We start from the raw sequence: 14,604 nt of genomic DNA on the forward strand, positions 1-14,604 counted from the left end.
AGCTGATGGCGAATCTTGGATATGATAGGCGCGATTTTGCCGTCCCGCAGTGGGCCGCATTCTCACTTATTTTCCAGGTCCAGGCCACAAGCGCTGGCGTTAGCTCCTACTGAGCAGCCGGCGTCCTGAGCTTTTCCAACACAGAAAGTGGAGAGATCACCTTGGTAGAGTACGTAGTTTCCCTCGATAAGCTCGGCGTCCATGATGTAGAGCACGTAGGGGGCAAGAACGCATCCCTCGGCGAGATGATCAGTAATCTTGCAGGCGCTGGTGTCTCGGTGCCCGGTGGTTTCGCCACCACGGCCCAGGCTTACCGCGACTTCCTCGAGCTGAGCGGCCTTAACGCCCAGATCCACGCCGCACTGGACGCCCTGGATGTCGACGACGTCAACGCCCTGGCCAAGACCGGCGCCCAGATCCGCCAATGGATCATGGAAGCCGAGTTCCCCGAGAAGCTCAACGAAGAAATCCGTACCGCCTTCGCGACCCTGTCCGCCGGTAACCCGGACATGGCCGTGGCCGTGCGCTCTTCAGCGACCGCCGAAGATTTGCCGGACGCCTCCTTCGCCGGCCAGCAAGAGACCTTCCTGAACATCCGCGGCGTGGAAAATGTGATCCGCGCAGCCAAGGAAGTCTTCGCCTCGCTGTTCAACGATCGGGCGATCTCCTACCGCGTCCACCAGGGTTTCGACCACAAGCTGGTGGCCCTGTCTGCCGGCGTGCAGCGCATGGTGCGTTCGGAAACCGGCACGGCCGGCGTGATGTTCACCCTGGACACCGAATCGGGCTTCCGTGACGTGGTATTTATCACGGGTGCCTACGGCCTGGGCGAAACCGTCGTGCAAGGCGCGGTCAACCCCGACGAATTCTACGTGCACAAGCACACCCTTGAGGCCGGCCGCCCGGCCATCCTGCGCCGTAACCTGGGCAGCAAGGCGATCAAGATGATCTACGGCGACGAGGCCAAGGCCGGTCGCTCGGTGAAAACCGTTGACGTCGACAAGGCCGAGCGCGCACGTTTCTGCCTGACCGACGCTGAAGTCAGCGAGCTGGCCAAACAAGCGATGATCATCGAGAAGCACTACAAGTGCCCGATGGACATCGAGTGGGCCAAGGACGGTGACGACGGCAAGCTGTATATCGTGCAGGCCCGTCCCGAGACCGTGAAGAGCCGCACTTCGGCCAATGTCATGGAACGCTACCTGTTGAAGGAAACCGGCACCGTACTGGTGGAAGGCCGTGCCATCGGCCAGCGCATCGGCGCCGGCAAGGTGCGGATCATCAAGGACGTGTCCGAGATGGACAAGGTCCAGCCCGGCGACGTGCTGGTCTCCGACATGACCGACCCGGACTGGGAACCGGTGATGAAACGTGCCAGCGCCATTGTCACCAACCGTGGCGGGCGCACCTGCCACGCGGCGATCATCGCCCGTGAGCTGGGGATTCCTGCGGTAGTCGGTTGCGGCAACGCCACCCAACTGCTCAAGGACGGCCAGGGTGTGACCGTGTCCTGCGCCGAAGGCGACACTGGCTTCATCTTCGAAGGTGAGCTGGGCTTCGATATCAAGCAAAACTCCATCGACGCCATGCCTGACCTGCCGTTCAAGATCATGATGAACGTCGGCAACCCGGATCGCGCCTTCGACTTCGCGCAGTTGCCGAACGCCGGTGTGGGCCTGGCCCGCCTGGAGTTCATCATCAACCGCATGATCGGCGTGCACCCCAAGGCCCTGTTGAACTACGACGGCCTGCCTCTGGACATCAAGGAAAGCGTCGACAAGCGCATTGCCGGCTACAACGACCCGGTAGGCTTCTACGTCGAGAAGCTGGTGGAAGGCATCAGTACCCTGGCGGCGGCGTTCTACCCGAAAAAGGTCATCGTGCGTCTGTCGGACTTCAAGTCCAACGAATACGCCAACCTGATCGGCGGCAAGCTCTACGAGCCGGAAGAAGAAAACCCGATGCTGGGCTTCCGCGGTGCTTCACGCTACATCAGCGAAGCTTTCCGTGACTGCTTCGAGCTCGAGTGCCGTGCACTCAAGCGCGTGCGCAACGAGATGGGCCTGACCAACGTCGAGATCATGGTGCCATTTGTGCGCACCTTGGGCGAAGCGAGCCAGGTGGTCGACCTGCTCGCCGAAAACGGCCTGACCCGTGGCGAGAACGGCCTGCGCGTAATTATGATGTGCGAGTTGCCGTCCAACGCCATCCTCGCCGAAGAGTTCCTGGAGTTCTTCGACGGGTTCTCCATCGGCTCCAACGACCTGACCCAGCTGACCCTGGGCCTGGACCGAGACTCGGGGATCATCGCTCACCTGTTCGACGAGCGTAACCCTGCGGTCAAGAAACTACTGGCCAATGCCATCCAGGCCTGTAACAAGGCCGGCAAGTACATCGGGATCTGCGGTCAAGGCCCTTCGGACCACCCTGACCTGGCCAAATGGCTGATGGAGCAGGGCATCGAGAGCGTTTCGCTGAACCCCGATTCCGTGCTGGAAACCTGGTTCTTCCTGGCGGAAGGCCAAGCCTCAGTTTAAGGCCGCGATGTCAAAAGTGCCGGTCACTCGTAGAGGGTGGCCGGCATTCTTATCTGTACAGGGCGGAACTCCTTGCGGACGCCGCCCTTTTTTGTGCAAGAGCATTATGCAAAGCAGCAGCAAACTATTTCCTGTCGCCTTGATCAGCGCTGAGCGTCGTGGCGACCTGAGTGAAGATGTGTACCGGATCAAGCCCGGCAATAGTCCCGACGGCACCGTCGAGCTGGCCGTTACCCGTTTGGGCCTGGCCAATGTCCCTGAAAACCGGGGCACGCCGATTATTTTGTTGCACGGCAGTTTTTCCAATCGACGCTTCTGGTACTCACCCAAAGGTGTCGGCCTGGGTGCTTACCTGGCGCGCCGGGGCTTTGATGTGTGGATTGCGGAAATGCGCGGGCATGGTTTGTCCAGGCGCAACCAGGACTACGCCAGAAACCGTGTTGCTGATTACGCGCGCTACGATTTGCCGGCCATCGGTGCATTTGTGCGTGAGCAAAGCGGGCAAATCCCTCGTTGGATCGGGCATTCCCTCGGTGCCACGACCTTGGCTGCGGCCCTTGGCGGTCAACACCTGGGGGCGTCAATGGTCGCGTCGGTGGCCTTGTTCGGCTGCCAGGTCAGTCGCACCCATTGGCCGTTGAAAATTCCACCGGTGGAGTGGGGCGGTCGTTTTATCCTCAAGCGCCTTGCCCGGGTGTCCGGCCCGCGATTCAAGCGCGGCCCGGAGGACGAGCCGGCCGGTGTGATAATCGAAGCGATGCGCTGGAACGGCCTGTTTGGCCGTTTTGGCGATGCGGAGCGTGATTGGTGGAAGGGCCTGGCAGAGGTCAACGTGCCATTGCTGGCGGTCAGTGCGGCCGGTGATCGTCAAGACCCTGACTGGGCGTGCCGCCAGCTCTTCGAACAAGTCGGCAGCGAGCATCGCCAGTACCTGTGCCTGGGGCGCAAGCAAGGCTTCAGTGAGGATTTCGGGCATGTGCAGATGCTGGTCAGCAAGGCCGCGCAGGCCGAAGTATGGCCATTGGTGGAGCGTTGGTTGCGAGACCCGCTGACACCTTTATTCGGTACGCAGCCCGACATGGCCGCGGCGGTTTGACGAAACGCTCTACCAAGGGCGTTTCACTCTTGAGTGGTTGCGGCTAAGATATGACGCGCCAGGCACTTCTGGTCATATTCAGTCGCGCAACGTGTATTGCGTTGCACCGAGGTGGATCTGATCATGGCCGCCGCTGACCGACACGCACTTAAAGAATGCCTGTCGCGGCGCGTTTTCCTGATGTACAGCGTGGATGTTTGACCTCTTCTTTGACGACAGGAGTTTCTCGATGAACCATTACGTGACCCCCGACCTGTGTGACGCCTACCCGGAGCTGGTGCAGGTAGTGGAACCGATGTTCAGCAACTTCGGTGGCCGAGACTCCTTTGGTGGCGAGATAGTCACCATCAAATGCTTCGAAGATAACTCCCTGGTCAAGGAACAGGCGGACCAGCCTGGCGCCGGCAAAGTCATGGTGGTCGATGGCGGCGGTTCTCTGCGTCGTGCGTTGCTGGGCGACCTGATCGCCGAGAAAGCCGCGAAAAACGGTTGGGAAGGGCTGGTGATCTACGGTTGCATCCGTGATGTCGACGTTATCGCCCAGACCGACCTGGGCGTGCAGGCGCTGGCCTCGCACCCGATGAAAACCGACAAGCGTGGTCTGGGTGACCTGAACGTGGTGGTGACGTTCGCAGGCGTGACGTTCCGCCCGGGCGAGTACATCTATGCCGATAACAACGGCGTGATCGTATCGCCCAGCCCGCTGAAAATGCCTGAATAAACCGCAGTAGCCGATAGGGGTGAGGATGTTCGAGGAAGAGAACGCGCAATGGGGGCTGGTACATGCCCTGGTGCTGGACGGTAAAGGCGGTGCGCGTTCGATTGCCCGGACTGAGCTCGACGATTTGCAAGTGCAGCCCCATGAAAGCCTGTGGCTGCATTGGGATCGCAGCCATCCCCAGACCCAGACCTGGCTACGCAAATCCAGCGGCCTGAGCGAGTTTGCCTGTGACTTGCTGCTGGAAGAGAACACTCGCCCACGGCTGTTGCCGCTGCCGGACGCCGAATTGCTGTTGTTTCTGCGCGGGATCAACCTCAACCCAGGCGCCGAGCCCGAGGACATGGTTTCGGTACGTATCTTCGCCGCCGCCAACCGTGTGATTTCCCTGCGTTTGCGCCCGCTGCGTGCGACCGATGAGCTGCTGGTGCAATTGGCGGAGGGTAAGGGCCCACGGACTGCGTCTGAACTCATCCTTTATATGGCCCAGTACCTGACCAATAAAGTGCAGGATCTGGTCACGTCCTTGTCTGAAATCGTCGATGCCGAGGAAGAAAAACTCGATGCCGACGAACGGTATACCCCGGAGCACGGCAGTGTCTTGCAGATCCGTCGGCGAGCAGCAGGGCTCAAGCGTTTCCTGGCGCCGCAACGGGATATTTTTGCTCAACTGACGCGAATCAAACTGGCGTGGTTTTGTGACGACGATGCCGACTATTGGAATGAACTGCACAACAGCCTGACCCGTTACCTGGAAGAGCTGGAATTGGCGCGAGAGCGCGTGGGGCTTGTGCTTGAGGCCGAAGATAGGCGCTTGAGCGTGCGCATGAACCGCACCATGTATCGCTTTGGGATCATTACCGGGATCTTCTTGCCGATGAGTTTTCTCACCGGGTTGCTCGGTATAAATGTGGGGGGCATTCCGTTCTCTGCCAGCCCTTATGGATTCATGATTGCCTGCCTGTTGATGGTCTCTGTGGCACTGGGGCAGTGGTGGTTATTTCGACGATTGCGCTGGGTTTGACCTGAATATGAGCTGAACGTAAGAAGGGGCCGATGTGACCCCATGAAATTTACCCTCGTCTTTTAAAACACTTGCGAGAGGTCTCTTATGCACGATCCGTTCGAACAGTCTTTGCGTGACATGCTCAATGCCTCGCCATCCAACCGTGATGACGATGCTTGCCTGGGTCGCGTACTGAAAACCGCCAACCGTCAGGTCGGGGCGGGAGATCTGTTCGGTCTGCTCGGGCGCTGGCTGCCGGCATTGATGATGGCCCTGAACAACGGTTCGGCCCATGTCTCACCGGTTTCCCGTCGTAAACCTCTTGCTCGCACTGCTGATAAGGCTGATTGAATATGGAACTTGATCTCTGGACCCAGAGCCTGGTCACCGCGATGACCGCATTGTGGACCAAGGTTGCGAATTTCATTCCCAACCTTTTTGGTGCTCTGGTCCTGGTATTGCTGGGTTTTGTCGTGGCCAAGTTGCTCGATACCCTGCTGTCCAAGTTGCTGGCGAAACTGGGGCTGGATCGCCTTATGGCCGGCACCGGTCTTACCAAGTTGCTGGGCCGGGCAGGGTTGCAAGTGCCGATTTCGACCCTGATCGGCAAGATCGTCTACTGGTTCGTTCTACTTATTTTTCTGGTTTCTGCGGCTCAGTCCCTTGGACTGGAGCGAGTTTCAGCTACGCTCGACATGCTGGCGCTGTATTTGCCGAAAGTCTTCGGTGGCGCGCTGGTGCTGCTGGTGGGGGTTTTACTGGCGCAACTGGCCAACGGGCTGGTGCGCGGGGCCGCCGAAGGCGTGGGGTTGGACTATGCGGCAGGCCTGGGGCGAATCGCCCAGGGACTGGTGATCATCATCAGTATTTCCGTCGCGATCAGCCAGTTGGAGGTCAAGACTGACCTGCTCAACCACGTGATTGTGATTGTTTTGATTACCGTTGGTCTGGCCGTTGCGCTGGCCATGGGCTTGGGAAGCCGGGAAATTGCCGGCCAGATTCTTGCGGGAATCTATGTGCGTGAGCTGTATCAAGTTGGGCAACAGGTGCGTGTGGGCGAGGTCGAAGGGCAAATCGAGGAGATCGGCACAGTCAAGACAACCGTGCTGACCGATGACGGGGAGCTGGTGTCGCTGTCCAACAGGATTCTCCTTGAGCAGCAGGTCAGTAGCCGCTAATCCGGAAAACCCTGCTAATGTACGCCGCCGCGAACCCGGGTGACCGGGTTGCAACGGACATTGACCTGACTGTCGGCACGACTTGTTTTGAATAAAGCCCAAACGCTGTCCACGCGCTATGACCCACGTGAGCTCTCTGATGAGGAGTTGGTCGCGCGCTCGCACACGGAGCTGTTTCACGTAACACGTGCGTACGAAGAATTGATGCGCAGGTATCAACGCACTCTGTTCAACGTTTGTTCAAGGTATTTGGGGAACGATAGAGATGCGGATGATGTCTGTCAGGAAGTGATGCTCAAGGTGCTCTACGGCCTGAAGAACTTCGAGGGCAAATCGAAGTTCAAGACATGGCTGTACAGCATCACGTACAACGAGTGCATCACGCAGTATCGGAAGGAACGGCGAAAGCGTCGCTTGATGGACGCTTTGAGTCTGGACCCCCTCGAGGAGGCGTCTGAGGAAAAGGCGCCGGCACCCGAGGAGAAGGGCGGACTTGATCGCTGGCTGGTGCATGTGAACCCGATTGACCGAGAGATTCTGGTGCTTCGTTTTGTCGCAGAGCTGGAATTCCAGGAAATCGCTGACATCATGCATATGGGCTTGAGTGCTACAAAAATGCGTTACAAACGTGCTCTTGATAAATTACGTGAGAAATTTGCGGGCGAGACTGAAACTTAGTGCGTAGCAAATATCTCTTACGTGTAGGCAAGTTCTGTTAGACTTGTCGCCGAGTTGTCCCCCGGTTTGTGGGACTGCTTTACAATCACCAGATGGGGATTTAACGGATGAAACTGAAAAACACCTTGGGCTTGGCCATTGGTTCTCTTATTGCCGCTACTTCTTTCGGCGTTCTGGCACAAGGCCAAGGCGCAGTTGAAGGCGAGCTGTTCTACAAGAAGCAGTACAACGATAGTGTCAAGCACATCGAAGACGGCTTCAACCCAGGCGCTCGCATTGGTTACTTCCTGACCGACGATCTGTCGTTGAATCTGTCGTACGACAAGACCAACCACACCCGTTCGAACGACGGCACTGGCAACCAGAAGATCAAAGGTGACACTGGCAGCCTCGTTGCCCAGTACCACTTCGGTCAGGCTGGCGTTGATAGCCTGCGTCCATACGTTGAAGGCGGTTTCGGCCACCAGAGCCGTACCAACGTCAAGGCTGATGGCCACAGCGGTCGCGACCAGACCACTTTCGCTACCATCGGTACCGGCGTGAAGTACTACTTCACCAACAACCTGTACGCACGTGCTGGTGTTGAAGCTGACTACGGTCTGGACAACGGCAAGTGGGACTACTCCGCACTGGTTGGCCTGGGCGTGAACTTCGGCGGTAACGCTGGCGCAGCTGCTCCAGCTCCTACCCCAGCACCAGCTCCAGAGCCAACTCCAGAGCCAGAAGCTCCGGTTGCTCAGGTTGTTCGTGTTGAGCTGGACGTTAAGTTCGACTTCGACAAGTCGGTTGTTAAGCCTAACAGCTACGGCGACGTGAAAAACCTGGCCGACTTCATGGCTCAGTACCCAGACACCAACGTAGAAGTTGCTGGTCACACTGACTCCATCGGTCCAGACGCCTACAACCAGAAGCTGTCCCAGCGTCGTGCTGACGCTGTTAAGCAAGTCCTGGTTAAAGATGGCGTAGCTCCTAGCCGCATCACTTCCGTAGGTTACGGTGAGTCCCGCCCAGTTGCTGACAACGCAACTGAAGCTGGCCGCGCTGTTAACCGTCGCGTAGAAGCTGCTGTTGAAGCCACCGCTAAGTAATTAGCCTGGCTTTACAAAAAAACCCGGCTTAGGCCGGGTTTTTTTCGCCTGCGATTTGCCTCATGCGCTGGCCGCTGCAGCGACACAAGCCGTCTGTGCGGCGGCAGCAACGTGGCCAATCACTAGGATCGCCGGGCTTTTCAAGGCGAATGCCTGCGCGTCCTCATGCATCCGCGCCAGCTCGCTGCGGCATTCGCGCTGTTGGGGCAGCGATGCGTTTTCGATCATCGCCACGGGCATATCAGCCGCCATGCCACCTTCCAGTAGTTGCTGACCAATTTCCTCCAGCTTTGCCACTCCCATGTACACCACCAAGGTGGTTCCACCTTCGGCCAGTGCGCGCCAGTTCAGTTGGCTGTTGTCCTGGGTATGGGCGGTGACCAATGTCACGCCGCGACTGACACCGCGCAGCGTGAGCGGAATATCGCAGTTGGTCGCACCCGCGAGCCCTGCTGTGATGCCATTGATCAATTCAACTTCAACGCCGCGCTCGCGCAGCCACAGCGCCTCTTCACCACCGCGACCAAAGATACACGGGTCGCCGCCCTTGAGCCTCACCACACATTTGCCCTGGCGTGCATAACGCAGCATCAGGCGGTGAATAAAGTCCTGGGGCGTCGAGCGGCAGCCCCCGCGCTTGCCGACAGTAATCACCCGTGCACTGCGACAGTGGTCCAACACGGCCGGGTTGACCAGATCATCAATCAGCACCACATCTGCCTCATGCAGGGCTCTTACCGCCTTGAGGGTCAGCAACTCCGGATCACCCGGCCCGGCGCCTACCAGCCACACTTTTGCGCTCATGTTTTTCCCTCACACACTGATTGCGATTGGCTGCGGGGTGCTGGCCAAAAGACGTTTGATTTCCGGTACGCAGGAGCCGCATTGCGTGCCGCAGCCCAGTTCTTGCTTGAGGCCGTCCAGGTCCAGGCCCTGCGCAATACCTGCGCATACGGCATTTTCACTGACGTTCTTGCAGTTGCATAAAATCTTGCTGCTGGCCGCCGCAGCGCCTGGTGGCGCGCTTAATGGCGCCAGCAGCCAGCGTCGCAGTTGCTCGTCGGCCCGGCCTTCCAGCCATAGGCTTTGCAGCCAGTGGCGGGCCAGGGTTTCGCCGGCCAGGCGCAGGGCAGTAATACGACCTTTCTCGATCTTCACGCGTTTGCCAATTGAACGACGCGGGTCGTCATAGGCCATAACCGGACCGTCGTTCAGGCCCAACAATTGGTCAATGCGGTTCAGCAGCTGCAGGTCGGGTGCCTCGGTATGCGCCGCCCGCACCAGCAGGGCCGGTCTCTCACGTCCGGCCAGGCTCAGGCTCACGTAGGCAAAGCCCTCACACAGCGGGCGCAGGGCGTCGAAGTGTTGCTGCACATCACCCTCGATCAGCGCGAACAGTTGCCACGGCAGTTGCACCGCTTCCAGGCGCACGCCGCTGTGCTTGAGTTCTGGTTGCTTGGACAAGGGATCGAACGCCGGCTGGGTGAGGACGTTCACGCCACCCTTGAGAAAGCGGTCGCCCCAATGCATAGGCAGGAACGCCTGGCCGGGGCGCACGCTGTCATCGCTGCTGACGGCGACGATCACATTGCCTCGACGGCTTTTCAGGTTGACCAGGTCACCTTCTTTGAAACGATGGCGACGCAGTTCGTCCGGGTGCAGGCCCAACAATGCCTCGCTGACATGCCCGAACAACTGCGCGGCCGTGCCTGTGCGGCTCATGCCATGCCACTGGTCACGCAGGCGCCCGGTGATCAGGGTCAGGGGGAAGCGTGCGTCACGCTGTTCCTTAGCGGCGCGGTAAGGGTCGGCGATAAAACGCGCCCGACCATCGTCCGTGGGGAAAATACCGTCGGTGTACAGACGCGGCGTACCCGTCTGCGCGCCTTCGGGAAATGGCCATTGCTGTGGGCCGAGCTGGTCGAGCAGGGCATGGCTGATACCCGACAAGTCCAGGTCCCGGCCTTGGGTCAGCTGCTTGAATTCATCAAACAGCTGCGCCGGCTCTTCAAAGGCGAACAGGCTGGGCGCGCCCGGCCGCAGGCGATGTTCCAGGCGCTGTGCGAAATCCACAGTAATCGCCCAGTCTGCCCGCGCCTCTCCCGGTGGGGCGATGGCGCGACGTACGTGGGAAATACGCCGTTCGGAGTTGGTCACCGTACCGTCCTTTTCGCCCCAACTGGCTGCCGGCAGCAGCAGGTCGGCATAGGCAGCGGTTTCGGTGGTGCGGAACGCCTCCTGCAACACCACGAACGGGCACGCCGCCAAGGCTGCACATACGGCATTCTGGTCCGGCAAGGATTGGGCGGGGTTGGTGCAAGCGATCCACAGGGCCTTGATCTTGCCGGCCTGCACCTGTTCAAACAGTTCGATCGCAGTGAGGCCGGTGAGCGCCGGCAGTTGATCCACGCCCCAATAGCTCGCGACCTCGGCGCGATGTTCAGGGTTGGCCGCCTCACGATGCCCCGGCAGCAGGTTGGACAGGCTGCCGGTCTCGCGCCCACCCATGGCATTCGGTTGTCCAGTCAGGGAAAACGGCCCGCAGCCCGGCCGGCCAATGGTGCCCGTGGCCAGGTGCAGGTTGATCAATGCGCTGTTTTTCGCGCTGCCGGCAGTGGATTGGTTAAGCCCCATGCACCACAGCGACAAAAAGCTACTGGAAGTGCCTATCCACTGGGCGCACAGGCGCAACTGCTCGACACTGATGCCGCACAGCTGCGTGACCATTTGCGGCGTGTAGTCATGCACCAGGCGTTTCAGCTCGGCCAGGCCCTCGGTATGGGCTTGGATAAAGGCGTGGTCGATCCAGCCTTCCCACAGCAGCAGATGCAAGATCCCATGGAACAACGCCACATCCGTCCCCGGCAGGATTGCCAGGTGCAGGTCAGCCAAATCGCAGGTGTCTGTACGCCGAGGGTCAATCACCATCACTTTCATTTGCGGACGTTGCGCCTTGGCTTGCTCCAGGCGTCGGAACAATACCGGGTGGGCGTAGGCCATATTGCTGCCGACGATCATCACGCAGTCGCTGTTTTCCAGGTCTTCATAGCTGCACGGCGGCGCATCGGCGCCCAGGCTGCGCTTGTAGCCGACCACGGCCGAAGACATGCACAGCCGTGAGTTGCTGTCGATATTGTTGGTGCCAACCAAGGCCCGGGCCAATTTGTTGAAGCTGTAGTAATCCTCGGTCAGCAGCTGCCCCGAGACATAGAACGCCACGCTGTCGGGCCCATGTTCGGCGATGGTATCGGCGAACACGGTGGCCGCGTGTTCCAGGGCGGTGCCCCAATCGGTGCGCGTGCGTGCCAAGTCCTTGCCCAGGCGCAACTCCGGGTACAGGGCGCGGGCGCTTAAGTCGCCGGTCAGGTGCAGGCTCGCGCCTTTACTGCACAATTTGCCGAAGTTGGCCGGGTGGCTCGGGTCGCCTTGCACCCCCAGGATCTGTTCGCCGTCATGCTCGATCAGCACGCCGCAGCCCACCCCGCAATAACAGCAGGTGGACGCGGTGATCTGGCGGTTCATCAACCAGCGTCCCGTAGGGCCAGCATCACCCGACCGTTTTCCACCCGGGCCTGGTGATGGTGGGCGCAGCCGATATCCGGGGCCTGGGCTTCGCCGGACGCCAGGTCAATCTGCCAGTTGTGCAGCGGGCAGGCCACGCGCTTGCCGTAGATCAAGCCTTGGGACAGCGGGCCGCCCTTGTGCGGGCAACGGTCGTCGAGGGCGAAGACTTCGTCGTCACTGGTGCGAAAAATCGCGATGTCGCCTTTCGGCCCACTGATGATGCGCGAGCCCAGGGTGTTGATTTCATCCAGGGCGCAGATATCCAGCCAGTTCATAGCGAGACCTCCAGCTGTTTGACAGCGATAACGTCGAATTCCTTTTTCAGCAGCGGCTGTTCCAGACGCTCTTTCCACGGGTCCTGCTCGAATGACAGCGAGAACTGCAGGCGCTCGTTGAGGGCCTTGCGGCGGGCCGGGTCCTCAAGCACCGCCTTCTTGATATGCTCCATGCCAACCCGTTGCAGGTAGTGCACCGTGCGCTCCAGGTAGAAAGCTTCTTCGCGGTACAGCTGCAGGAACGCGCCGTTGTATTCGCGCACCTCTTCGGCGGTTTTCAGCTTGACGAAGAACTCCGCGACTTCGGTCTTGATCCCGCCATTGCCGCCGATGTACATCTCCCAGCCAGAGTCGACGCCGATGATTCCGACATCCTTGATCCCCGCTTCCGAGCAATTGCGTGGGCAGCCGGAGACCGCCAGCTTGACCTTGTGGGGCGACCACATATTGAACAGGTCATGCTCCAGCTCGATGCCCAGTTGCGTGGAGTTCTGCGTGCCGAATCGGCAGAACTCGCTGCCCACGCAGGTTTTCACGGTGCGGATGGACTTGCCGTAGGCGTGGCCTGACGGCATATCCAGGTCCTTCCATACGCCCGGCAAGTCCTGCTTCTTGATGCCGAGCAGGTCGATACGCTGGCCGCCCGTGACCTTGACCATCGGCACGTTGTACTTGTCGGCCACGTCGGCAATTCGGCGCAGCTCCGAGGGGTTGGTCACACCGCCCCACATCCTTGGGACTACCGAGTAGGTGCCGTCTTTCTGAATATTGGCGTGGGCGCGCTCGTTGATCAGCCGCGATTGCGGGTCGTCCTTGGCCTCGCCGGGCCAGGTGGAAATCAGGTAATAGTTGAGGGCCGGGCGGCAGGTGGCGCAGCCATTGGGCGTGCGCCAGTTGAGGTAACGCAGGGTGCTGTCGATGGTCAGCAGGTGCTGCTCGCGGATGGCCTGGCGGATCTGCCCGTGATTGAGATCGCTGCAGCCGCAGATGGCCTTTTCGCTTTTGGGTTTAACGTCGGCGGCACCGCCCACGGTGTTGATCAGGATCTGTTCCACGAGGCCAGCACAGGAGCCGCAGGAACTGGCGGCCTTGGTGTGCTTTTTCACCTCGTCGACGCTGAACAAGCCTTGTTCCTGGATCGCCTTGACGATGGTGCCCTTGCACACGCCGTTGCAGCCACAGACTTCGGCGCTGTCGGCCATGCTCATGGCCTTGTCCTGCCCTTGGTGGCCGACGTCGCCCAGCGCATTCTCACCGAACATCAGGTGATCGCGAATTTCGCCAATGGCGTGGTTCTCGCGAATCTGACGGAAATACCAACCACCATCCGCGGTGTCGCCGTACAGGCAGGCACCGACCAGGATGTCATCCTTGATCACCAGCTTCTTGTACACGCCGCCGATGGGATCGGAGAGGGTGATGGTCTCGGTGCCTTCTGCGCCCATGAAGTCGCCGGCGGAGAACAGGTCGATGCCGGTGACTTTCAACTTGGTCGAGGTGACCGAACCCTTGTAGGTGGCAAAACCCAGCTGGGCCAGATGGTTGGCGCAGACCTTGGCCTGTTCGAACAGGGGCGCCACCAGGCCATAGGCGATGCCGCGATGGCTGGCGCATTCGCCGATGGCGTAGATGCGCGGATCGTAGGTTTGCATCGTGTCATTGACCAGGATCCCACGGTTGCAGGGGATGCCGGACTTTTCCGCGAGTTCGGTATTGGGGCGGATGCCGGCGGCCATCACTACCAGGTCGGCGGGGATCACGTCGCCATTCTTGAACTGCACCGAGCCGACTCGGCCATTGCCGGCGTCGTGCAGGGCCTGGGTCTGTTCGCATAGGCGAAACACCAGGCCACGGCTTTCCAGCTCGGTCTGCAGCAGTTGGCCGCTGGTTTTGTCCAGCTGGCGTTCCAGCAACCATTCGCCCAGGTGCACCACGGTTACATGCATGCCACGCAGCATCAGGCCATTGGCAGCTTCCAGGCCGAGCAGGCCGCCGCCGATCACCACCGCATGCTTGTGGGTCTTGGCGGTGTCGATCATGGCCTGGGTATCGGCGATATCGCGGTAGCCAATCACGCCCTGCAGGGTGTTGCCGGGGATCGGCAGGATAAACGGCGTGGAGCCGGTGGCGATCAGCAGACGATCATATTCGGCCTCAGTACCGTCTTCGGCGATGACTCTGCGCTTGACCCGGTCGATCTGCACCACCTTGCGGTTGAGCAGCAACTTGACGTTGTTGTCCAGGTACCAGTCCAGGTCGTTGAGTACGATCTCTTCGAAGGTTTGCTCACCGGCCAGCACCGGCGACAGCAGGATGCGGTTGTAGTTGGTGTGGGGCTCGGCGCCGAACACGGTGATGTCATAAATGTCGCTGCTGAGCTTGAGCAGTTCTTCCAGGGTACGCACCCCGGCCATGCCGTTGCCGATCATCACCAGCTTGAGTTTTTTCATGTCGCTCTCCGACC

Annotated in this window: 12 protein-coding genes; 8 read left to right on the top strand and 4 right to left on the bottom strand. The window is 60.0% G+C overall.

Annotated elements, in window-relative coordinates:
- Positions 1–161 precede the first annotated feature (161 nt).
- From ppsA to BLU48_RS03240, 8 genes are all read left to right on the top strand, one after another.
- Positions 162–2,537, top strand: coding sequence for a phosphoenolpyruvate synthase (gene ppsA / locus BLU48_RS03205; protein WP_057023138.1), 2,376 nt, complete (start codon positions 162–164; stop codon positions 2,535–2,537).
- Positions 2,538–2,643: 106 nt separating this feature from the next.
- Positions 2,644–3,633 carry an alpha/beta fold hydrolase gene (locus BLU48_RS03210; protein ID WP_057023137.1) on the top strand — a complete coding sequence of 330 codons (990 nt, stop codon included), beginning with the start codon at positions 2,644–2,646 and terminating at the stop codon, positions 3,631–3,633.
- 229 nt (positions 3,634–3,862) lie between these two features.
- The gene (rraA, locus tag BLU48_RS03215; protein ID WP_046071661.1) at positions 3,863–4,354 is read left to right on the top strand and encodes a ribonuclease E activity regulator RraA; all 492 of its coding nucleotides are present in this window, start codon (positions 3,863–3,865) and stop codon (positions 4,352–4,354) included.
- 25 nt (positions 4,355–4,379) lie between these two features.
- Complete coding sequence (locus BLU48_RS03220) at positions 4,380–5,375, top strand: zinc transporter ZntB (RefSeq protein ID WP_057011909.1); 996 nt, start codon at positions 4,380–4,382, stop codon at positions 5,373–5,375.
- Between the two features lie 87 nt (positions 5,376–5,462).
- The gene (locus BLU48_RS03225; protein WP_005790375.1) at positions 5,463–5,708 is read left to right on the top strand and encodes a hypothetical protein; all 246 of its coding nucleotides are present in this window, start codon (positions 5,463–5,465) and stop codon (positions 5,706–5,708) included.
- Between the two features lie 2 nt (positions 5,709–5,710).
- A complete protein-coding gene (locus tag BLU48_RS03230) occupies positions 5,711–6,535 on the top strand; it encodes a mechanosensitive ion channel family protein (protein WP_003193288.1) in 825 nt (274 codons plus the stop codon).
- Between the two features lie 87 nt (positions 6,536–6,622).
- Positions 6,623–7,213 (top strand): RNA polymerase sigma factor SigX, encoded by a 591-nt coding sequence (sigX, locus tag BLU48_RS03235; protein WP_003193286.1) that lies wholly within the window; start codon positions 6,623–6,625, stop codon positions 7,211–7,213.
- 107 nt (positions 7,214–7,320) lie between these two features.
- Entirely contained in the window at positions 7,321–8,301 is a 981-nt protein-coding gene (locus tag BLU48_RS03240; protein ID WP_057023136.1) for an OmpA family protein, read from the top strand.
- 60 nt (positions 8,302–8,361) lie between these two features.
- On the opposite strand, the gene cobA is transcribed toward BLU48_RS03240, so the two are convergent.
- From cobA to nirB, 4 genes are read right to left on the bottom strand one after another with little or no spacing between them, the layout of a single operon-like run.
- Positions 8,362–9,105, bottom strand: a complete 744-nt coding sequence (gene cobA, locus BLU48_RS03245) for a uroporphyrinogen-III C-methyltransferase (protein WP_057023135.1) — start codon at positions 9,103–9,105, stop codon at positions 8,362–8,364.
- Positions 9,106–9,114: 9 nt separating this feature from the next.
- Positions 9,115–11,823: a nitrate reductase gene (locus BLU48_RS03250; protein ID WP_057023134.1), complete on the bottom strand. Its 2,709-nt coding sequence runs from the start codon at positions 11,821–11,823 to the stop codon at positions 9,115–9,117.
- Complete coding sequence (gene nirD, locus BLU48_RS03255) at positions 11,823–12,140, bottom strand: nitrite reductase small subunit NirD (RefSeq protein ID WP_005790365.1); 318 nt, start codon at positions 12,138–12,140, stop codon at positions 11,823–11,825. Before nirD ends, BLU48_RS03250 begins: the two co-directional genes overlap by 1 nt.
- Complete coding sequence (nirB, locus tag BLU48_RS03260) at positions 12,137–14,590, bottom strand: nitrite reductase large subunit NirB (RefSeq protein ID WP_057023133.1); 2,454 nt, start codon at positions 14,588–14,590, stop codon at positions 12,137–12,139. Before nirB ends, nirD begins: the two co-directional genes overlap by 4 nt.
- Between the last annotated feature and the right edge of the window lie 14 nt (positions 14,591–14,604).

The sequence above is a fragment of the Pseudomonas synxantha genome, from assembly GCF_900105675.1.
GTDB lineage: Bacteria > Pseudomonadota > Gammaproteobacteria > Pseudomonadales > Pseudomonadaceae > Aquipseudomonas > Aquipseudomonas synxantha.